Source organism: Chryseobacterium sp. Marseille-Q3244 (assembly GCF_940807095.1).
Classification (GTDB): Bacteria; Bacteroidota; Bacteroidia; order Flavobacteriales; family Weeksellaceae; genus Chryseobacterium.
The window spans coordinates 345,868-368,205 of record NZ_CALNWX010000005.1 but is presented as its reverse complement, the minus strand read 5'-3'; the positions used below and the strand labels follow the sequence as shown (position 1 = coordinate 368,205).

Here is a 22,338-nt window from a genome sequence, read left to right as displayed (position 1 = left end):
TGGTTTTAAATGGGATAAAAAATATTCTTTAATCAATAAAAACCTTTTTAAATGTATCCATTACCGGATGAGGGAGAAATTTTTCATAGAGTTCTTTTGCAGATAAAGTGAGGTCTGCATCCAGGATAATGGACTTTAGCTCTTTACTATCATTATAATAATATGCTTTGTCCTGTAAATGAGTAATGTGGGCTTTTTCTGGAGGGTTGGCAAAAGCAATCACAGGTTTTCCCATAATGGCAAATTCAGCCACGGTAATTCCGAAGGTTTCTCCTCTTTCACGGGCATGAAGTAATGCGTTGCACGTATTGATGAATTTCTGCTTCATGATAATGTCCGAACTTGGCGGAAGAAATATAATATTAGAAGGAACCGATTTCCACCATTTTTTCTTGATGAAAGGATCTACTCCCATAAAAATGAAATAGATATCCTTGTATTTTGAAGCGATCTCCTCAATCGTTTTTTGAGCAAAAAGAATGTTAAAGCTGATATGTCCACCATAATATCCAAATACTTTTGCTTTTGGAGGAATATTAAATTCTGCTCTCAGATCCTCGTGGGTCTGTGAGTCAAAATTAACCATATGAGGAACATAAGGGTATTTTGAACCGGTCATTTCCTGGCTCAGCCATTCGGAAACATACGCATATACATCTCCATGCGGTTCAAAATGTTTGAAAACACTGTGTATTGCGGATTTACACTCCTTAGTATCTATCCCATCGATATTCCCGTTTTTGATGGCATAAAAAAGATCTATATTATCTTCACGGATAAGCTGATCTACTTCACTGAAATCTGAATAGCCATGTACCCGGAATCTTTTTTCAAATTTTTCAATGCCCAACGGGTGATTGGTCTTTGCATTTTTGTTATATACAATGATAGATTCGTTCCCCAGATATTTTTCATTAAAATCTGCGTAATCGTATACTGCGATGGAAGTCCCTCTGTAATTGAGTTCATCTTCATGAAAAAGAATTTTCATCTTAAAAGTGTTATTTAAGTTTGTTTTTCAGTCTTCCTATGATCTTCTGAATAATCGTTTTTTTTGCATATTTGGTAAGATCATTATGTTTAAAAAGTCCTTCGCCTTGTGCGATCCTGAAGTTTTGCTTTACCCACCAGGCTGCGATATTTCTTTCCAGAGAGACCGTCTCTCCTGAAAAAGGAATAATGGTTTCCAGTAAAAAACTTTTTCTTACAAGATAAGGATTATTGGTCCAGTTGGCCCAGCGTGAAGTGGTCACAAAGTACTCACCTTGCTTTTGAATTTTATCCGGAAATTCTGAGGCAGGATCAAGCCAGTGCAAAGATTCCAGAAGATGAGGTGAAGTACACTCATGCCAGTCGTCATAATAATTTAGCTCATTTCCTTTGTGCCTGATTGAAATCAGAGGGTAACCGGGTGTTTTTCTACTTCTGTAACGGACTACATCAAAGCCGTTGTTCAGCATCTCAAGACCACTTTTAAGCCGAGAAAATACGGTTTTTTGATCTTCGACAAGCTCAAAGTCATGTTCCAGGAAAAGAATATTTTCACAGGCCGCATTTTCTGCCAGCATTTTCATTCCTTTTCCGATACCTATATTATCCTTTAGTCCTATATATCTTACTTTATATTGATCTGCCAGCTTTTTATCTGACTCACTTACCTCCTGAAAAAGAATAACAATATCATCAATCATATCCAGAAGTCCATACTTTTTATATGATTTCAGCGTATTTTTCAGTGTTTTTCCTGTTTTCCAGGAAAGAATGCAGATGCTTATGGGTAGTTTTTCCATATTCATTCTTATTTAAAGATTCAGGAACGGATGCAGCCCCGTCATTGCTGTTTTTCTGGCTCTTTCGATCTCATTAAATTTCCCTGAGAAATATTTATATTGTTCCATATAAAATTTATATTCACTAATATTTCCCTTAGCTCCCATTTTCAAAGCAAAAGAAAAGAGTGCCTTTTTTTCTCTTTTGGTGTCATAATGATAATTGGGATCAAGATATTTCGTTTCCCGCTGCATAATCATAGAAAGCCTTTTATTTTTCAATAATTCTGCTTTGTCCTTGGGCTCCTGCTTATAAAAGGACTGTACAGTATCATGTACCACTTTACTTTGGGAGCATACCACTATTTTAAGTCCGAAATAGGTGATACGGTTAACGTATTCATAGTCTTCAGCGCCATGGAAAAAATAAGGATTGAAACCTCCTATTTTTTCGATAATTACTCTTGGAATGCACCAATGAGCCGCATTTACAAAACCAATTTCATAGTATGCTTTTACTTCATCAAAATAGATGTCTGAAAGCATTCTGTTGTTTCGTAAGTCTTTGGCTAAATAATTTTCAAAGTGAAGATCCAGTTTTTTTTCACTTCCGTCAAGGTGCATTGGGCTTAGAATTCCAATCTGGTTATTGTCCGGATAGTTATTGTACACGTCCAAAACTTTTTGAAGACTGTCCGGATAAATCCAGGCATCCTGATTCATCAGATAAAAAAAATCAGCTCCTTGTTTATGGGCTTTTTCTATTCCCAGATTGTTGGCTTTTCCAAAACCAAGATTTTCCAGAGACTGTATAAAATCTACTTCCGGAAAGTGGGTTTTTATATATTCCTGGGTTCCATCTGTAGAACCATTGTCTATCGTAATACATTGTACCGGAACAGAAGAGTTTCTTAAGCTGCTGAAACATCTTTCTGCCCATTTCATGGCATTGTAAGTAACAATAATAACATATATATTCGCCATTTTAAATGTATTTTTGGGTTAGATTTTTTAAATAATCCTCTGGGCTTATTGTGGAGAAAAAACTAATAATTTCTTTATCAAAATCTATTTTATAAAAATCTCCTTCATCAGATTCTGAATACCTCCCTTTTTTATGGATTTCTTTTTCAATGGCACTTACGATTTCCTTGAGATCGTAATAATAGGGATAAGAAAAATTGATTACTTTATTATGGGTATTCAGGCAATGGGGTGTTATAAATTTTGGAATATCATCAATGTCTAAAAGTATTCTTCTTGCTTTCAGATGTATTGGGAATTTACAGTCATTAAAAATCTGAGTTTTCAGGAAGTTGAAAAGAGTGTTGGGGTTTCCTCCTTTTCCTACAATATTTCCTATTCTCAATATCAGGTAATTTTCAATATTATTTTCAATATAATCTTCAATTCCTTTTTTATGAATCACATACTGACTGTTTTGTTTGGATTGATCATGAATACTGAGCGTAGAAAAGTAAATTAATTTCTTTTCCTTGTTTTCTGCGGAGACTGTCTTCAAAAGAGACAGTTCTCTCTCGAACTCAGAAGTTCTTGTTTCCAATGAATTGGATACTCCTGAGGCAAAGAATAAATACTCTTCTGAATCAATTTTTTTTAATGAGTTGGCAATAAGCCCATTTCCTATAATCATTATCAGCGTTTGTGTTACAATTTTCTTATAAAGACTTTTTAAGTGACCTTGTTATTCATATTTTGCGATTCCTTTATTGTCATGTCCTCCTTTTGCATCCAGTTTCCACGAACTTGATTTATCCACCGATTGGATGTAGTGCAGATATTCTTCTGTATAATTTTGAGGATCCATATACCAACCACCATGTAAAGCAGTGTAATTACCACCCATTCTTATTCCTTCTAAAAAGGGTAAATTGTTGAATTTTATTGGATAATAAGGTTTGTACAGGGCAAAGGTTGTATCTACAAGTGCAGAATATACCTCGTCTTCCAGTTTGTTCGTCCAGAAGTTACTTTCCCATTTAATTACTTTGGATTTTAATGGAAAATAATCAGGAATGGTTTCTATATCCAAAGCAAATCCCACCTTGGTTATGGTATTATAATATTTATCCATCTTAGAGATCATTTCCGTCATAAAGTTTTGAGGGAGTTCTTTATTGGGAACAATATCAGGATCAGTTAATATAAAATAGCCATTACCATATTTTTCCTGTAAATCTTTGTGGTCAAAAAAAACTTTATGTCCGAAATTTCCGTTCATTCTTTCTATTGTTACTGTTTTATCAATAGACTGATAATAGTCAAGAAGCGGAGGGTAATCCGACTTATTGTCTATAATAATAATATTCTCAAATTTTCTTTCCTGTAAAAAGCTTATTAACTGTTTCAGATAATGTAACTGATTAAAATTAATGATAATCACAGGAATGCTTAAAGGATTTTGTCTCTGGGATTTTACATGTTGATCATACCGAATAAGATACTGGTACAGATATTTATTTTTTACTTTATGGAGTTTTGCAGTATAATGTTGCAGGTCCCATACAGGATTATGATTTTTCAGCAACAAATACTTTTTCCGCGGAACTCCCAACAGTTGTTTGTAGCTTTTTAAATAATAGTAAAGCTTATACAGATCAATATTCAATTTCTTTTTATGCTGCCAGCAAAAATGCAGGTGCACATTGATTAATTTTTTCAGCGTCTCTACAGGGAATTTATCATAATAAGCCGTTATCAGATATCCAAAAAACTGATATCTGGCGTCTGTTTTCTGTTCCTGATAAGTGGTATTTTCTACATCTCCGGAAATACTTGCTGAGGAAATCCGTACAAATGTTTGAGCATGATTAATAAAATAAACTGATCCGAAATCAGAAAATTCCAATACTGCTAAATCATCCGTATGCCAGGCTAAAGGAAGTTCTTTAAATTTATATTTTTGATATGAAATTCTTCTGAAAATATGCTCTGACAAACTTGAACGATGCCCGTCATAAAGTTTTTGAAGCCATAAGTTGCTTGAAGATTCTATAGGTTTATATGTTGTAAAAGAAGTGAGAATTTGGTCATTCTCATCAATTAATGCCTGAGAATATTTGATCACATTGATCTTATTTTCTTCTACAGTCTTAAGGTTTTTGTAGAATTCATCAACAAAATTTTCTGAAATGGTATCATCATCGCCTAAAATAAGAAACCAGTCTTCATGTATATTTTCCAGTACTCTTTCCCACTGCAAAGCTAGATTTTTGCCGCCTACGTTTTCTTTATAATCAAAGTAATGGTACTCTTCAGGATTGAGGTATTGAGTGAGAATAGGTAGAGGATTATTGGGGCTTGCATCATTCCCAATGTACAATGTAAAGTCCTTATTGGTTTGAGCAACAAGAGACTGGATAGTTTTTTCAAAAAAATCTATCTTGTAGTAAGGAATTATGATGGCAAGTTTATTTTGAAGATCCTGTAACATTTACGGTTTCTTTTATATAAATATAGATTTATTAGTTTAGATGAAACTTTTTATTTTTTCAAAAACCTATATATCTTTTCAACTAATTTATGTCTTCTTGAATTAAGAATTCTATCACTTTTCTGAAATTCTTCATCTACTAATGAAAGGGCATCCTGAAGATGTTGGTAAAAAATCTCTTTTATTACAGGGTCTTTTTCATAAGAATAGAGATTAGTAAACAATAATATATTGACCTTGATGTGTTTAAGCCTGTTTAAAGAACTAAATATACCCACACCATATCTGTACACTGCCATAGAATCTTCTAGATATCCTATTTTTCCATATTTTGTCAACATCATATAGAGGAAATAATCTCCAATAGGCGAGTTTTTAAACTCTATGGCATCCACTTCTGTTTGTATTACATTTCTGAAAAGAACTGAAGGAGTATGTATATAATTTAGTTTTTTTGCTAATGTTTCTCTTAACTCAAAATTTTCAGGAACCTTAGTGATGAAGTCATCTACGAGTTCACCTGTTGGTTTTACTATTTTCACTTTGTGAAAACATAGGACACAATCTTTATTTTCCTCTAAAAAATCTACTTGTTTTTGAAGTTTTAGCAGATCTGTCCAGTAATCATCACCTTCACAAATTGCGATATATTTACCCGTACAGTTTTTAAATGTTTCATTTTGATTCTTCATGGCTCCGATATTTTGAGGATGGAGCAGAAGTTTAAACTTTCCGGGATATAACTTTTGATAAGTAAGTAATATTTCTCTGGAATTATCCTGAGAACAATCTTCACCTATTACAATATCGTAGTTGAAATTTGTTTTTTGCAGTAGGATATTATCAAGACATTCTTTCAGGTATTTCCCATGATTATATACCATCATAAATATACTTACAACGGTATTGGGAAGCTCAGATAATACTACTGACATGGTAATCTCTCCTTCAGTTTGCTCTTTAATAACAAAATTATTTTTTTGATAAGATTTTACAGCAGCAATATTTTCTGATTTTACAGACAGATAAACCTCTTTTAGTTTTAAAACCTCTTTAGCAAAGTATAATATTTGGTATGTTGCCAATTGAGAAATCCCTTTTCCCCAAAATTCTTTTTTACCAATGAAAATATGAAACTCAGCAGAATACTTATCAATATTAGTAAGCTGTACATTTCCAATATATTCTTCATTGCATACAATAGCAAATCTTTTACTGGTATCATCCTGCAGTACTTTTTCAATCCACTCGGATTCTATTTCCTTCGTTATTGTAATATCTGGTCTGGAACCTGTATATTTCCAGATTTCAGGATCATTTCTCCATTGGTATGAAGTCAATGCATCTTCTTTGACAAGTGGTCTTATTAATACATTATACATTCTAAAATTTTTTTCATTTCATTAACCGAATATCTCTGGTCTATCGGTAATGCTATTATTTCTTGTGCTAAAATATGAGAGTTCTTATCTTCCGTACACCAGTTTAAAACATTTGGCCAATAAGTGGCGCAGTAAATTCTTTCACCGATAAGCTTTTGTTTAAGTTTTTTATCCTGAGTCCTGAAAGGATATACCAGGGGAACAGACTCTTTGGATAATTCAATAGGAAGACTATTTTTTTCTTTTAACGCTTCATGTAAAAAAAGAAAATTTTCTTTTCTGTGCTTTTTTATATAATCATAATCAATGCCTGTTAACATTTTTTTTGTCAGATTAGACATGGTCTTAATGGGCTGATTTTCCAAAGATTTATCATTTTCACTGAAATCAGAATACCCTTCTTCTGCAGATAGATCTATTCTCTTCAACAGATGGCTCATCCGTTGGTAACTTTCATCTTTTTCAAAATCAATGTTCAGATGTTTATTAGTGTATAAAAATCCTCCATCAGCTACCCCAACAAACTTTCTTGGTGAGTAAAACTGATCAATATTCTTTATTACAGGAGCAAACAGAGCCTGAGCATTATCAATAATGATATTATTGGGAATCTTGTTGATTAACTCTTGAATAAAGAGATCTTTAATCCCAAAATAGTTGGTATATAAAAAAACTTCACTCTCTTTTATCGTTGAGTAATCGAACAGAGGTTCCAGATTAGAATCCACATCGTAAAATTCATATTCAAGATTAATTTTTTGGATAGGTTCTAAAATGACATCACAAGTATAATAAGGAATATAAATTTTTGACTTCTTCCGGGCACGGAGAATATACTCAAGGCAATTTCGTGCAGAATTAAGAGTAATAGAATTATTACCTGCAAAATCTGAGTTACCAACAGGCAGCTCAAGTTCAAAATATCCTCCTATTGCTTTATTATTCATTGACCAGCTCAAATTGATCTAACATATTATTAATCTCTTCAGGCGAATTAAACATCATAACATCAATGATTGATAATCCGTATTCAAAAGGTGTTCTTTTTTGGTCATAATGAACCGGAATCATTTTCTGAAATGAAATATCAATATGCTGATTTGTATATTTTTCTGTATCAAAAAATTCTAACCCTCCGATAGGGTTGATATAATGAATTTTTCCATCCAGTTTTTTACATATATTTAAAGCCCATTCATCCGGACTATTGGGTTCCTCTATTTCAAGATTCATTTCTGAGAATACAGGAAGTTCTTTCGGGAAACCAAGATAATTACATATTTTTTCCAGCGAAGCTTTATTCAATGCTGTAATCGTATCATATTCTCCTTCAAATATTTCCTTCAGTAGCTGGACTGTTTTATAATAGTAAGGAGCTTGTTTTTTATAAATCTGTAACTGAGACAGAATTTTACCTTTCCAATCTTGAGAATTATCAATCAGACACTCCTTAATTAAAGTGTCTCTGCCAGTTTTTACTAGCGGAACCTGTATGTATAACCAGCCCTCGTTCTGCTTAAGGATTCTGTTTCTTTCTATCCATCCATGTCTGATGAATTGTACAGGATCAAACAAAATAAACAGATCAGAATGCTTAATAAGACTTAAATAGCCTATATAGGGCATAAAATAGGGCTGCATTATTGCTGTTTTCATACTAATTATTTTGGATTCTTAGCATCAATCTTGAAATGAATTCAACTTCTTCAAAAGTCATATCATAGTAAAGCGGAAGACATAAAGATCTTTTAGAAATATCTTCAGTAATCGGTAATTCTAATTTTGGAAGATAAGGTAAAGCTGAGGCTAAACTTGGATAAAAGTATCTGCGTGTGAATACCTCATGGCTATCCATCTCTTTTTTTAATTTTAATAAAAGTTCTTCACTTTCTAAAACAATAGGATAGTACGGGTAATTCTCAGTGGCCTTGGCATGCCAAAGGGGTTTTACAGCCTTTAGTGTTTTAAGCTTTTCGTCATACAATTCTGAAAGAGCCTTTCTTTTTTCGTGAATTTGGGTGATATATTTTAGATTAGCTAATCCCATTGCCGCATGAAATTCTGAATTTTTCCCATTGATTCCCAGATCAGAAAAGGAATCATACCCGGAAATTCCAAAATTCCTTATGGAGGCTAATTTTTTTAAAAGCTCAGGTTTCTTGGTAACTAATAATCCACCTTCGATAGTGTGATAAAGTTTGGTAGCATGTAATGAACAGGTAGAAATATCTCCATATTCAAAAATAGATCTCCCATTTATTTTTACTCCAAAAGCATGGGCTGCATCATAAATAACTTTTAAATTATGTTTTTTAGCAATGGCTTCTATTGCATCCACATCACAAGGGTTTCCATAAACATGAGTAGCAAGAATTGCCTGGGTGTTTTCTGTGATAGCTTCCTCTATTTTCTTTGGATCTATACATAAACTTTTTGGGTCAATATCTACAAAAACCGGTGTACATCCTTCCCAGACGATAGTACTGGTAGTTGCAATAAAAGAGAAGGGAGTCGTAATGATCTCTCCTGTAATTTCCAACGCTTTTATCGCCATTTGTATAGCAACAGTTCCGTTAGTGACAAAAAGGAGATGCGGTAACTTAAGATGATCTTTAAGTTCCATTTCAAGCTGACTGGCCAATGGTCCCATATTGGTAAGCCAGTTTCTTTTCCAGATACCTTCTAAATATGCATCATACTCTTCCTTCGGGGGAAGAAAAGGTTTTGTTACAGGAATCATAATTATAGATTTATTGGAAATTGAGTAAGTTTACCGCCTTTTTTTACAAAGACAAGTTCTACAAGCCATAAAACAGGGATGTCAATTGGCCTGTTTAAATCTGTAATATCATATAGCTCATATCCAGCTTCGTCCATTTTGTTGACCAATCTCAATAAAGAGTTTTTATACACTTTAACCTGAACGCCTGCTTCTACCATAAACACTTCTGTTTTTCCAAATAAATCGGAGGCACCATCAATCACTTCCAGATCCAGTCCTTCAGCGTCAATTTTTACAATGTCAGGATAATCAAGATTATTTTCCTTGATAATGGAACTCAGAGTTTTGATAGGAACTTCAATTTGCTCATATCCCATTTTGGCAGCTTCCTCTTCTGAATAAATAAAAGAGCAACTGTCATCTCTATCAACTATTGTGAATTTTAAGATATCATTTTTATCTCCAACACCCACAGGTAAATATTTGATTTTAGGATTTTGCAGCAAGTCTTGAAAATTTGCTGAAAGCCTTTCCTGTGGTTCTATAAGAAGATAGGAAGAGTCAGGGAATTGTTTTAAAGCCTCTCTTGTCCATGTTCCGGTATTCGCCCCAATATCAACAATAAAATTAGGCTGAAAGTTTAATGCTTTCAGGGTTGCATAAAATTTATTCAGCAGGTCATTTTTCTCGTTTGCAACTGCTGCTTTTTTACTTCTTTGGACCATACTATCATAAGTGTCGTTCTTAATGATTGTATAGCCTACTTTGTTGGCTATTTTTTGTAATAAATCTTTCATCTTTTTAATTTTAATCTAAGGTCCAGTTGAAGGTCGGGCGAATATATCCAGGTTCACGACCCATCCAGTCGCCTAGTTCCCTTGGAGTATCTTCAACTATAAATGTAAATATATCAGATTCAATAAAATCTGCTCTTAAAGCATCTTCAATAATGTATAAACTCAAATAATAGTTACCTGACTGAAAATATTTTGCCGGGAAAGTGCATTTTATTTTATTATGTCCGGGTTTTAGTCCAAATTGTTCAAAATGAGAAAGAGAAAAAAGAGGTTCTCCCTGTTCATTATTCAAAACATAGGTCAAATGATATCTTCCCGGATTATTTGAAAGAACATTAATATCTGTGATTAATTCTATTGCCTGGTTTTCATATAAATTCTTAAAATCATCTGAGCCAGCGTTTTTCACGGTAACTCTTTGGATTCTTACGTTCTCGCTTCCAATATCAAAGGTTTTTATATATTCATTTTCTTTGGAATTTCCGAGATAATAGCTTACACATTTATCGATATTCCCTGAATATTTTACCATTCCTTTCTCTAATAAGATACCGTTGTTACAAAGGGTTTTTACAGCAGCCATATTATGACTTACAAACAAAATAGTTCGGCCTTCTCCTTTGGTAACATCTCCCATTTTCCCCAAACATTTCTTCTGAAATTCAGCATCACCTACGGCTAAAACTTCGTCAACGACTAATATTTCAGATTCCAGGTGAGCAGCAACAGCAAAAGCAAGACGCACATACATTCCGGAAGAATATCTTTTTACAGGGGTATCTATATATCTTTCAACTCCTGAGAAATCTACAATTTCATCAAACTTACGCTTGATTTCTTTTTTGGTCATCCCAAGGATAGCGCCATTCAAAAACACATTCTCACGACCGGTCATTTCCGGGTGAAATCCGGTTCCCACTTCTAATAAAGATGCAATTCTTCCATTGGTATAAATTTTTCCAGTGGTAGGTTTTGTTACTTTACTTAAAAGTTTGAGAAGAGTAGATTTTCCAGCTCCGTTTCTCCCTATGATCCCCACAGCATCTCCCTGGTTAATCTCAAAATTGATATCACGGAGGGACCATACATAATCAGATTCACCTTTGGTTGTTCTGTCATTGGCTTCACCAATTTTTAGATAAGGATCTTCCTTACCTCTTACTTTATGCCAAAATCTGTTGAGGTCATGGGATAAAGTCCCGGTTCCCACTTCTCCAAGACGATATTGTTTTGATATATTTTCTGCTTTTAAAGCTAACATGTTTTTGTGATTTAAATTTTTACTCAAGTGTTTTTTATATCCAATGCTATAGTTTTTATACTGTGTCCATAAAGGTTTTTTCAACCTTGTTAAAAGTAACAACTCCAACCATAAGAAGAAGTAAGATAATCACAGTACTGGCAACCAGCATAACCGGAGAAAAATCTCCCACGCCCAGCCAGCCATATTTGAAGCATTCAAAAATACCTGTCAATGGATTAAATTTTGCTAACTTTTTGAAATATCCCGGAAGCATTGATACAGGATAAATAACCGGTGTAGCATACATATATAAGCTGATACCGAATGTTAAAAGCATACTTAAATCCTTATATTTTGTAGTAAGTGCAGAGAATATCATTCCGACACCAAGTGCAAAAAGGGCCATCAGAACTAATAAAAATGGAGTTGCCAGGATCCACCAGTTAGGAGAGACCTCATGATTAACAAGATAGTATACCCATACCATAAGGAATAGGATAAACTGAACACTTAAACGCATCAGGTTTGAAATGACAATTGAAATGGGAGTTACTAATCTTGGGAAGTAAACTTTACCAAAGATATTGGCGTTTCCTGTAAAAGTCGCCGTAGTTCCCAGCAATGCGCCTGAAAAATAATTCCATAAAGTAACTCCGGAGAGATAAAATATGATACCGGGAGCTCCATCTGTAGGTAACTTAGCAAATCTCCCAAAAATAATAAGGTAAGTAATCGTTGTAAAGATGGGATTTATAAAAAACCAGATTGGTCCTAAAATGGTTTGCTTGAAACTGGATATGAAGTCTCTCTTTACAAACATGTAAATTAAATCTTTGTAGTGCCAAACTTCTTTTAGTTTTAGATTAAATAAAGAATGGTCTGCTTCAATGGTTTCCGTCCACTTTTGTTGTGGTTCATTCATCTGTGTAAGTTTTAACAAATTTATAATAATTAATTTTTACCATTTTTTTAGTCTGTAAATTATTGATTATATAAAACTAAAAATAATAACTAATATATTGGTGTTGTTATTATGTATAAAAATTATTGACTCTATAATGTAATTATTTTGCAAAGTTTATAAATACTCAGTATAGGCAGGCACCTCAGGATTAATGGTTATATTTTCCGAATGATTTTTTATAAATTCTTCTACAATATAGGATTCAATGAATTCTGCTATGCCTGTAATCATGATATTTTTCATTTCTTATTTTGTAATTGCTTTTCTACTTATACTTTTATAATGAAATTTTTTTTATCCTGGGATTTCAAATGAATAGATATTCCCTTTGTCAAAAATAACCTTATTTTCCTTACTATCAGTTCAAAGTTTAAATTTTTGAACCCAGATTATTCTGCAGTAATACATATAAAGTATTTACATCTTCCAATGCGTCATACCTCAGTTCTTATATCCGTTACACATAGATAACAACAAGAAAGTATGGTTGAGATTAAAGAATTGATCTTACATAACTTTCTTTAAAATCTTATACAAAGAAACAGGAAGATTCTTTTTTATTGCAAAGTCCAGTTTTTTTGACCGAAACGGATATGCATGATAAGCGTTGATGTATTCCTCAGGGAGTTGATTTCCAGATTGATATAATTTTTGAGTAATATGATTGATGCTTCCTCTCGAAACTCCTTTTTTATCAAACATCATCTGAAGTGTAGCTGCCTCCATTTCGATTCTGTCTGCCTTTACTTTTGAAATATTATCAGCATGAAGCCTGTAATATGCCAGCTTTTTAGGAATATAGGCAATTAAATATTTTTGACTGACTTTGAGCCATCGATAATAATCTTCTATAATAAACTGTGAATCATATTTTCCGGTTTCCCTTACAACGTCTGTTCTTAATAAGACGGTGAGCGCTGCAATTCTATTTCCTTTTAATAGTTCTTCTCTGAAAATATAAGGGTCTATATTTCCCAATGCATCATAGTCAGCAATATCCTCAATAATCTGGCTGTCGTTATTTACAGCATGGGTATGAGAAAAAGACATTCCATATTCATTTCCCAGTTTTTCAAGGGTATATACTGATTTTTCAAGGGATTCAGGGTGTAGGAAATCGTCCGCAGCAATGATTTTTATATATTTCCCTTTAGCCAAATCAAGGCATTCATTAAGCATTGTGGGTAAGCCTGTATTTTTAGTATGGAAGTTTTTTTCTGCAGGATAGTTGTTTTCCTGTAACCATTGTTCAAAAACTTCTACTGAATGATCCGGAGAAGCATCATCGCCTACGATTAACTGAATGTTTTTGTAGGTTTGATTTTTTATGCTATCTAAATTTTCTTTTATAAACTGTGATTGATTATAAGAAACTACGACAACTGTTACTAAGGGTTGTTCCATTTAAAATTTATTTACCGTTTCAATAATTGCCAGGACTTCCTCTTCTTCTAAAACAGATGAAATTGGCAGACTTAACACTTCCGCATGAATTTTTTCGCTTATAGGAAAAGAAAGATCTTTCCACTCTTTATATGCTTCCTGATGATGAGGAGGAATAGGATAGTGGATAATGGTTTGTATTCCATGTTCTGTAAGATAAGCCTGAAGTTCATCTCTTCTTTGGGTCCTGATTACGAAAACATGCCATACATGCTCATTTTCATTTTCAGGATACTCAGGAAGGATGATCGCAGGATTGTTGATTTCTTCGATAAATCTTTTTGCGATAAATCTTCTTGCATTGTTTTCATCATCAATATATTTCAGCTTGATGTCTAACACTGCTGACTGAAGTTCATCGAGTCTGGAATTTAATCCCTGATAAATGTTTACATATTTTTGATTGGAACCATAATTAGCCAATGCTCTGATAGCTTTGGCTAGCTCATCATCATTAGTTGTTACAGCCCCTGCATCTCCTAAAGCTCCTAAGTTTTTTCCCGGATAAAAGCTGAATCCGGCAGCATCTCCAAGATTTCCGGATTTTATACCATTCCACTCTGCCCCTATAGCCTGGGCATTGTCTTCAATGATTTTTAAATGGTATTTCTGAGCAATTTCTTTAAGCTGATCTGAGAAAACAATTCTTCCCTGAAGGTGAACAATAAGAATTCCTTTTGTTTTTGGGGTGATTTTTTCTTCAATTTTAGCAATATCAATATTATAGGTATTGAGTTCCGGTTCTATTAATACAGGTACTAATCCGTTATCAGAAACAGCCAGTATAGAAGCGATGTAAGTGTTGGAAGGAACAAGGATTTCGTCTCCTGCTTTCATGATGCCTAATTCTATGTAAGCACGAAGAATAAGGCGTAAAGCATCCAATCCGTTGGCTACTCCAATAGCATGTTTTGATCCGATATATTGTGCCAAATTAGTTTCAAAAGCTTTGGTTTTTTCTCCTAAAAGATACCATCCTGATCTGAATGTCTGTAATAAGGCACTTTCTATTTCCTGTTGGTATTTGAGATTAACTTTTTGTAAATCAAGAAACTTTATCATTGTTATTATTCTTTAAAAATTTTGCAGGGTTTCCCACCCATATTTCATTATCGGGAACATTTTTGGTCACTACGCTGCCTGCACCGATTAATGCATTTTCACCTATCGTAACTCCAGCTAAAATAGTCGCATTGGCACCAATCGAGGCTCCTTTTTTTACCAAAGTTTTTTCTAATGTGAAATTTTTATTTTTAGATTTTGGAAAAAGGTCGTTGGTAAAAGTTACATTAGGTCCGATGAATACATTGTCTTCAAGATCTACACCATCCCAAATCTGAACTCCGGGTTTGATGGTGACATTATCTCCAATAGTAACCTCATTTTCTATAAGGACCTGACAGTTGATATTGCATCCACTTCCGATTTTGGCGCCTTTTAAAATGACACAGAATTGCCATACAGAAGTTCCTTCGCCTATATTTTGAGACTGTACGTCAGCTAAAGGGTGTATCATTTTTTGTAATTTTTAAACTCTTCAAAATCTCTGAAATAATCATGCTCGTCATAATGTTCAGAAGCAAGGCATAAAAGGACTGCACTGTGGCTGAACTTAATATCTCTCCAGATTAATTCCGGAATATAAAGTCCCTTGGAAGGGTTGTCTAAAACGAATGTTGCCTCATTACCATCCAGGTCCTGAGTGTTGAATTCTATTGTTCCTGAAACGGCAAAGATCACTTGCTGTAGTTTCTTATGGGCATGTCCTCCACGGATTACATCTTGAGGCGTAAAATAAGTCCAGTAAACTCTATTGATGGGAAAAGGAATATTCTTTTGAGTTTCTGCTACAGTAATATATCCTAATTCCGGAGATCCGATCTTTGAAAAATCTATAATATGCGGAGTCATAATCATTTAATTTGTATATCTATTAGGGCTCGTTTTTAGTCCCTTCAATTCCATAAGAATTTTGTATTTTCTTGCCATCATCATCTAAAGAATATAAAAGCTCTTTTTTGTCCTCTTTTACTACACTTACTTCGAATGGAACAATATTGACGACATCAATATGATCGGGAAGCCCGAGATGAAGAGTATATCCTTCGATGAATTTTTCATTTAATTCATCCACGCTGATGTTGATCGTTGGGTTAAATGTTTCCACAGAAACCCGATTTAAGGTTGTTCCTACCAATTTGGATTGTAACGGCCCCATCCCTTTTCTGAAAAGTTGATGTTGCAATGCATATCGAAACACATTTTCTTCCAGAGTGATTGGATTATGATAAGGTATTTTTTCTAAAACCTTTAGCAGGTGTTTGGTATTGTATATAGTTCCATCAACTGAAAAAGGGTAGGACCAGTGCGTAATGTTCTTATCAGCATAATAATCCCATTCATAATAATTGTCCTTTTTCTGAATATAATCAGGGAATCCTTCAATATTATCACCTACATACATCCTGTAGGACGAGTTTTCGGGATCTTTTTTAAATTCAGAAAGAATATTTTCATCAAGAAAGACATCATTATAAAAAACACCGTCATCAGTGTTAAACATAATGAGTTCATGTCGGCTTTTTCGCAGAAGCCCCTGAAGTAATCCTTTAAAATTATCTCCTTGTTTACTCTTTAGGTTTTTCTCAAGAAAGAATTTTATGTTTTTTTTGTTGGTCAGTGTTCTGAAAAAAGCAGGATCAAACCATATTTCTTTTCTTTCTTCAAAGCGAATATTGGGATAGTTTTTATATTTTTCAATTAATTTTTTGTAGCCTAAATGATGATTGCCGGTGGTATGGTATAAAACTACCGTTTCATAATCATCTATTTTGATTCTTTTTAAAATGGTACTCAACAAGTAATCTACCTGCATGGCACGGTTATATGAAAAGATAATATTTAAAAGCATGATTAATTATTTTGAATGATGAGCACGGAAAAGGTATAACTTTTTGATTTCTGAAACAACAGCAAGGAAAATTACACTAGGTGATTTTTGATTCCATTGATTTCAAAACTCATAGTTGCCTGTTTCTCTACGTCCAATAATCATAAAACGATTACTCATCACAATTATTTCATGAGAACTTTTCAGGTAAAAAAGGTCTATTGTGGTATTATCTACTTTTATCCTTATTCCTGAATTGATCTTAGTTATTAATTACAAAAACTATTGGCTATAAGCCAATAGTTTGTAAAGTTTATAAATTATATTATATGATTACTGACCAACAAGTTGTTTTAAATACTGACCATAACCACTTTTACCATATTTTACTGCTGTTTCCAGTAATTTTTCTTCGTTGATGAATTTATTTCTGAAAGCAATTTCCTCAATACATCCAATCTTGAAACCTTGTCTTTTTTCAATAACACTTACGAATTCCGAAGCATCATGAAGGGAATCAAAAGTTCCTGTATCCAGCCATGCTGTACCTCTGTCCAGAACCCCTACTTCAAGTTTTTCATTTTTAAGGTAAACATTGTTAATATCAGTGATTTCCAATTCTCCTCTTGCAGAAGGCTGGATGTTTTTAGCAATCTCCACAACGTTGTTGTCGTAAAAATATAGACCAGGTACTGCATAATTAGATTTAGGTTTCAAAGGTTTCTCTTCAATAGAAACTGCTTTGAAATTGTCATCAAATTCTACGACACCATATCTTTCAGGGTCTGCAACGTGGTAAGCAAAAACAACACCCCCATCCGGATTGGTTTTGTTTTTTAATAAAGTCCCCATTTCAGAACCATAGAAGATATTGTCTCCTAAAACAAGTGCTGCAGGATCATTACCAATAAACTGATCGCCCAGAATAAAGGCTTGTGCCAGTCCATCCGGACTTGGCTGTACAACATATTCTATATTACAGCCAATTTGAGATCCATCTCCTAAAAGTTTAATGAACCCAGCTTGATCATGTGGAGTCGTAATGATTAATATATCCTTAATTCCAGCCAGAAGAAGGGTGGATAGCGGATAGTAAATCATAGGTTTATCATAAACAGGCATTAATTGCTTGCTTACGGCAATTGTTAGAGGGTAAAGTCTTGTTCCGGAACCTCCGGCTAATATTATTCCTTTCATCTTTTTATTATTTGATATTCTCTATTCTAGGGAAGTAGAGCCTGCTCCTTTGATTAAATAAGGTTTAATTTAAGAAGCAATAAAATATGTTTCTTCAATCTTACTCAATCTTAGTTATACTGATTTTCGTAATATTTCTGATACTCTCCGTTGGTAACGTTTTCCAGCCATTCTTTATTTTCAAGATACCAATCGATGGTCTTTCCTAATCCTTCTTCAAATGTTACGGATGGCTTCCAGCCCAAGTCTTTGTTTAATTTATTGGCATCAATAGCATAACGTTTATCGTGCCCCGGTCTATCTTTTACAAAAGTGATTAGCTTTTCAGAATACCCTTCTGGTTTTCCTAATTTAGCATCCATTTGCTTAATCAGTTCTTTTACCAGGTCAATATTCTGCCATTCGTTGAATCCGCCAATATTGTATGTTTCACCCGTTTTAGCTTCATTGAATATCTGGTGAATAGCCCTTGCATGGTCAATTACAAATAACCAGTCTCTTGTATACTTTCCGTCCCCATAAATAGGTAAAGGTTTTTCGTTAATGATATTGGAGATACAAAGAGGTATTAATTTTTCCGGGAAATGGTTGGGCCCATAGTTGTTTGAACAATTGGAGACAATAAACGGCATTCCATAAGTGTTTCCATAAGCTCTTACCAGGTGATCTGACGCAGCTTTTGATGCAGAGTAGGGAGATTGTGGATCATAAGAAGTGGTTTCAAGGAAGAATCCTGTTTCCCCTAAGCTTCCATATACTTCATCAGTGGACACATGATAGAATAAGTTTGTTCTTTTTTCATCCGGGAATCTGCCATGGGTATGATCCGGATTTAAGGTCCAGAATTCTTTACAAAGATTAAGGAGATTGGCTGTTCCGTTTACATTTGTGTTGATGAACGCCATTGGATCGGTGATACTTCTGTCAACATGACTTTCTGCAGCTAAGTGTACCACTGCATCTGGATTATATTTTTCAAAAACCTTTCTTAGTTCTTCAGGTTTTGTAATGTCTGCTTTTTCGAAAACATAATTAGGTTCATTTTCAATGTCCTTCAGGTTTTCTAAATTTCCGGCATAAGTAAGTGCATCAAGGTTGATAATCAAACTTTCCGGATTGTTTTTTACAAATTCTCTTACAACATGAGATCCAATAAATCCCGCTCCTCCTGTAATAATGATATTTTTCATTTCTTTATTTTGTAATTGTTTTTCTGCCTATACTTTTATAATAAAATCCTTTTTGCTGTGGGATTTCAAGCGGATACATATTCCTTCCGTCAAAAATAACCTTATTTTTCATTTTCTTAGCCATAAGGTCAAAATTAGGATTCTTAAACTCTGGCCATTCCGTAGCAATAAATAAGGCATCTACATCTTCCAAGGCATCATACATTCCTTTAGCATATTGAATTTTGTCTCCCAATAATTTTTGAACATTCGTTTCAGCAACTGCATCATAGGCTACAATTATTGCACCTTTTTCTAATAAAAGAGCAATGTTGTCTAAAGAAGAAGCTTCTCTGATGTCATCCGTATTGGCTTTGAAAGCAAGCCCCCACATAGCAATCTTTTTTCCTTCTATATTTCCACCAAAGTATTTTTCAATTTCTGAAACAAGAATGACCTTCTGGGAAGTATTTACGTTTTCTGTAGCTTCCAGAATCTGGAAGTTGAAATCTTCTTGTTTTCCTGATTTTATAAGTGCTTTTACGTCTTTAGGGAAACAGCTTCCGCCGTATCCGATGCCAGGGAACAGGAATCTGTGTCCAATTCTGTCATCGCTACCCATTCCTAATCTTACCTTATCTACATCAGCCCCTACTTTTTCACAGTAGTTTGCAATTTCATTCATAAAGGTAATCTTTACAGCCAGGAATGAATTGGCTGCATATTTTGTAAGTTCAGATGATTTCTCATCCATGAAAATAATTGGGATACCCGTATTGGTAAATGGCTGATAAATTTTAGCCATAATATCTTTAGCTCTTTCAGAACTTGCTCCTACAACTACTCTTGCAGGATTCATGGAATCTTCAACAGCAAACCCTTCTCTTAAAAATTCAGGATTGGAAACAACATCAAAAGGAATGTTCGTTTTAGACGATATGGTTTCTCTTACTCTGTCTGCAGTGCCTACAGGGACAGTGCTTTTATTAACAACAACTTTATACTCGGTCATTTGTTCTCCAATATCATTTGCTACCTTCAATACATAAGAAAGATCAGCTGAACCATCTTCTCCGGGAGGAGTAGGTAATGCCAGATAAATGACTTCACTTTTATCTAAAGCTTCTTTTAAGTTGGTCGTGAAAAATAATCTTTCAGATTGGATATTTCTAAGAAACATCTCTTCAAGGTTCGGCTCATAGATGGGAACGATGCCGTTTTTCATACCTTCTACTTTTTTTTCATCAATATCAACACAGTATACTGAATTGCCAAGTTCTGCAAGAGTAGTTCCTGTAACTAATCCTACGTAGCCTGTTCCTACAATCGTTATATTCAAAATGTTTTTGTTTTTAAAATTCAAAGACAAAAATAATAAAAATACCTTCATCTGCTTCTTTAATTTAATGTAAATGAATTTCGTTCTATTTGCTTGATAATAAGATAATTTTGCATTTTTAGAAAAAAAGCGTATATTTGCAATGGATTTACGGAAAAAATGGGAAGGCTTCGCAAGAAAGCCTTTTTTCGTACTGTAAATCAAGATAAAAGAATGTATGGAGTTTAAAAAAAGAATTGAAGAATTATTAAATGAATTCCTTGAGACCAGAAAAGATCTTTTCCTTATTGATCTTAAAATTTCTGCAGGGGATGATATTACAGTGATTTTAGATGGTGATAATGGAGTCTCTTTGCAGGACTGCCTTGATGCAAGCCGTGCAATAGAATTCAATATGGATCGTGAAGAAAATGATTTCAGCCTTCAGGTAATGTCTGCGGGATTAAGCGAGCCATTAGTAACACCAAGACAGTTCAATAAAAACATAGGAAGAGAGATTGAGGTGATGCTGGAGGATTCTTCTAAAATTGAAGGAGAGTTGTCAAAAGTAGACGAAGAGAAAATCACTCTTGTTTTACGTTACCGTAAACCGAAGGATATCGGGAAAGGAAAGGTGGATGTGGAAGAGGAAAAAGAAATTCCTTACACTGAGATCAAAAAGGCATTAGTAGTAATTAAATTTTAAAAAAGAAAAAAAAATAGATGGATAATATAGCGTTGATTGAATCCTTTGGTGATTTTAAAGACGAAAAAGGGATCAGTAAGATTGATCTTATGGCAATTATTGAGGATTCACTGAAGACACTTTTGAGAAAAAGATTCGATTCAGATGACCACTTTGATGTGATTGTAAACCCGGATAAAGGAGATTTTCAGATATTTTTAAATAAAACAATTGTAGAGGACGAAATGTCTGAAGATGATGATTTGGAAATTGAAATTTCTGAAGCGAAGAAGATTGACCCTACCTTCGAAGTAGGGGAAGACTTTACAATGGAAATTCCTGTTGCACAGTTGGGAAGAAGAAATATTCTTACCTTAAAGCAAATTCTGGCTACAAAACTACAGGAGCATAATAATGCAATGCTGTACGAACAGTTTAGAGATAAAATTGGTGAAATCGTTGTAGGAGAAATCCACCACATCCGTCACAAACATGTAATCTTGTTGGATGATGAAGGAAATGAATTCATTTTACCAAAAGAAAACCAGATCCCATCCGATTTCTTTAAAAAGGGTGAGAATATCAGAGCTATTGTTGAGACAGTAGATTTTAAAGGTTCTAAACCACAGATTATTATTTCCAGAACTGCACCTAAATTCCTAGAGAAGTTATTAGAACTGGAAATTCCTGAGATCCAGGATGGAACGATCATGCTGAAAAAGGTAGTGAGAATTCCTGGTGAAAAGGCGAAAATTGCAGTAGATGCTTATGATGACAGAATTGATCCTGTAGGAGCTTGTGTGGGTGTTAAAGGATCCAGAATTCATGGAGTTGTAAGAGAGTTGAGAAATGAAAACATCGATGTTATTCAGTGGTCTAAAAACCCTGAAATTTTGGTGAAGAGAGCTTTAGGAAATGTGACGGTCAATAAAATTGACATTAATGAGGAGCAAAACTATGCATTAGTATATACTCCTGTTGAAGAGATTTCTAAAGTAATTGGAAAACAAGGACAGAATATTAGACTGGCTTCTTGGTTGTCAGGATATGAAATTGATGTTTACAGAGAGTCCAGCGAGGATGACGATGTTGAATTGAGAGAATTTAATGACGATATCGAGCAGTGGATTTTGGATGAGTTTAAGAAAGTAGGACTTACAACTGCAAAATCAGTATTGGATAAAGAAACTGAGAGTCTTTTAAATATGGTTGACCTTGAAGAAGAAACAATTGAAGAGGTTAAACGTATTCTGAGAGAAGAATTTGAAGATTAAGATTTAAAATGAATCTTAATAAAACAGTAAA

23 protein-coding genes are annotated in these 22,338 nt (G+C 34.0%); 2 read left to right on the top strand and 21 right to left on the bottom strand.

The genetic code is table 11. The annotated features are described in order from the left end of the window. Positions 1-28: 28 nt before the first annotated feature. The 21 genes from NBX25_RS11840 to NBX25_RS11745 all read right to left on the bottom strand — a co-directional run bounded on the left by NBX25_RS11840 (position 29) and on the right by NBX25_RS11745 (position 20,369). The gene (locus NBX25_RS11840) at positions 29-991 is read right to left on the bottom strand and encodes a glycosyltransferase family protein (RefSeq protein WP_250253746.1); all 963 of its coding nucleotides are present in this window, start codon (positions 989-991) and stop codon (positions 29-31) included. 10 nt (positions 992-1,001) lie between these two features. Continuing rightward, the gene (locus NBX25_RS11835; protein ID WP_250253745.1) at positions 1,002-1,790 is read right to left on the bottom strand and encodes a glycosyltransferase family 2 protein; all 789 of its coding nucleotides are present in this window, start codon (positions 1,788-1,790) and stop codon (positions 1,002-1,004) included. A gap of 12 nt (positions 1,791-1,802) precedes the next feature. Further along, positions 1,803-2,753: a glycosyltransferase family 2 protein gene (locus NBX25_RS11830; RefSeq protein ID WP_250253743.1), complete on the bottom strand. Its 951-nt coding sequence runs from the start codon at positions 2,751-2,753 to the stop codon at positions 1,803-1,805. Between the two features lies 1 nt (position 2,754). Continuing rightward, positions 2,755-3,423: an NAD-dependent epimerase/dehydratase family protein gene (locus NBX25_RS11825; protein ID WP_123909249.1), complete on the bottom strand. Its 669-nt coding sequence runs from the start codon at positions 3,421-3,423 to the stop codon at positions 2,755-2,757. A 51-nt stretch (positions 3,424-3,474) separates the two neighbouring features. Then, on the bottom strand, positions 3,475-5,223 hold the full coding sequence (locus NBX25_RS11820; RefSeq protein ID WP_250253741.1) for a glycosyltransferase family 2 protein: 1,749 nt from the start codon (positions 5,221-5,223) through the stop codon (positions 3,475-3,477). 50 nt (positions 5,224-5,273) lie between these two features. Continuing rightward, the gene (locus NBX25_RS11815; protein ID WP_250253740.1) at positions 5,274-6,605 is read right to left on the bottom strand and encodes a GNAT family N-acetyltransferase; all 1,332 of its coding nucleotides are present in this window, start codon (positions 6,603-6,605) and stop codon (positions 5,274-5,276) included. Further along, a complete protein-coding gene (locus NBX25_RS11810) occupies positions 6,590-7,552 on the bottom strand; it encodes a hypothetical protein (RefSeq protein WP_250253738.1) in 963 nt (320 codons plus the stop codon). Before NBX25_RS11810 ends, NBX25_RS11815 begins: the two co-directional genes overlap by 16 nt. Continuing rightward, entirely contained in the window at positions 7,545-8,261 is a 717-nt protein-coding gene (locus NBX25_RS11805) for a WbqC family protein (protein ID WP_250253737.1), read from the bottom strand. The genes NBX25_RS11810 and NBX25_RS11805 overlap by 8 nt, the downstream gene beginning before the upstream one ends. 1 nt (position 8,262) lies before the next feature. Further along, positions 8,263-9,345, bottom strand: coding sequence for a DegT/DnrJ/EryC1/StrS family aminotransferase (locus tag NBX25_RS11800; protein WP_250253736.1), 1,083 nt, complete (start codon positions 9,343-9,345; stop codon positions 8,263-8,265). Positions 9,346-9,347: 2 nt separating this feature from the next. Beyond that, positions 9,348-10,124: an FkbM family methyltransferase gene (locus NBX25_RS11795; protein ID WP_123909244.1), complete on the bottom strand. Its 777-nt coding sequence runs from the start codon at positions 10,122-10,124 to the stop codon at positions 9,348-9,350. 10 nt (positions 10,125-10,134) lie between these two features. Further along, a complete protein-coding gene (locus NBX25_RS11790) occupies positions 10,135-11,385 on the bottom strand; it encodes an ABC transporter ATP-binding protein (protein ID WP_123909243.1) in 1,251 nt (416 codons plus the stop codon). Positions 11,386-11,440: 55 nt separating this feature from the next. After that, on the bottom strand, positions 11,441-12,289 hold the full coding sequence (locus NBX25_RS11785) for an ABC transporter permease (RefSeq protein WP_123909242.1): 849 nt from the start codon (positions 12,287-12,289) through the stop codon (positions 11,441-11,443). A 156-nt stretch (positions 12,290-12,445) separates the two neighbouring features. Further along, complete coding sequence (locus NBX25_RS24705) at positions 12,446-12,574, bottom strand: hypothetical protein (protein WP_284346227.1); 129 nt, start codon at positions 12,572-12,574, stop codon at positions 12,446-12,448. A gap of 264 nt (positions 12,575-12,838) precedes the next feature. Continuing rightward, a complete protein-coding gene (locus NBX25_RS11780; RefSeq protein ID WP_250253734.1) occupies positions 12,839-13,735 on the bottom strand; it encodes a glycosyltransferase family 2 protein in 897 nt (298 codons plus the stop codon). Beyond that, on the bottom strand, positions 13,736-14,836 hold the full coding sequence (locus NBX25_RS11775) for a DegT/DnrJ/EryC1/StrS family aminotransferase (protein WP_250253733.1): 1,101 nt from the start codon (positions 14,834-14,836) through the stop codon (positions 13,736-13,738). Beyond that, positions 14,820-15,290, bottom strand: coding sequence for an acyltransferase (locus NBX25_RS11770; RefSeq protein WP_123858739.1), 471 nt, complete (start codon positions 15,288-15,290; stop codon positions 14,820-14,822). Before NBX25_RS11770 ends, NBX25_RS11775 begins: the two co-directional genes overlap by 17 nt. Continuing rightward, a complete protein-coding gene (locus NBX25_RS11765; protein ID WP_123909239.1) occupies positions 15,287-15,685 on the bottom strand; it encodes a sugar 3,4-ketoisomerase in 399 nt (132 codons plus the stop codon). Before NBX25_RS11765 ends, NBX25_RS11770 begins: the two co-directional genes overlap by 4 nt. A 22-nt stretch (positions 15,686-15,707) precedes the next feature. Then, a complete protein-coding gene (locus tag NBX25_RS11760) occupies positions 15,708-16,685 on the bottom strand; it encodes a hypothetical protein (protein ID WP_123858741.1) in 978 nt (325 codons plus the stop codon). A 312-nt stretch (positions 16,686-16,997) separates the two neighbouring features. After that, positions 16,998-17,861 carry a glucose-1-phosphate thymidylyltransferase RfbA gene (gene rfbA, locus NBX25_RS11755; protein WP_123858742.1) on the bottom strand — a complete coding sequence of 288 codons (864 nt, stop codon included), beginning with the start codon at positions 17,859-17,861 and terminating at the stop codon, positions 16,998-17,000. A gap of 110 nt (positions 17,862-17,971) precedes the next feature. Further along, positions 17,972-19,051, bottom strand: a complete 1,080-nt coding sequence (rfbB, locus tag NBX25_RS11750) for a dTDP-glucose 4,6-dehydratase (protein ID WP_250253732.1) — start codon at positions 19,049-19,051, stop codon at positions 17,972-17,974. Positions 19,052-19,055: 4 nt separating this feature from the next. After that, the gene (locus NBX25_RS11745) at positions 19,056-20,369 is read right to left on the bottom strand and encodes a UDP-glucose dehydrogenase family protein (RefSeq protein ID WP_123858744.1); all 1,314 of its coding nucleotides are present in this window, start codon (positions 20,367-20,369) and stop codon (positions 19,056-19,058) included. Positions 20,370-20,586: 217 nt separating this feature from the next. Between NBX25_RS11745 and rimP the strand changes: the two genes are divergently transcribed. Further along, the gene (gene rimP, locus NBX25_RS11740; protein WP_250253731.1) at positions 20,587-21,054 is read left to right on the top strand and encodes a ribosome assembly cofactor RimP; all 468 of its coding nucleotides are present in this window, start codon (positions 20,587-20,589) and stop codon (positions 21,052-21,054) included. A 17-nt stretch (positions 21,055-21,071) separates the two neighbouring features. After that, complete coding sequence (nusA, locus tag NBX25_RS11735) at positions 21,072-22,307, top strand: transcription termination factor NusA (RefSeq protein ID WP_123909237.1); 1,236 nt, start codon at positions 21,072-21,074, stop codon at positions 22,305-22,307. Positions 22,308-22,338 lie beyond the last annotated feature (31 nt).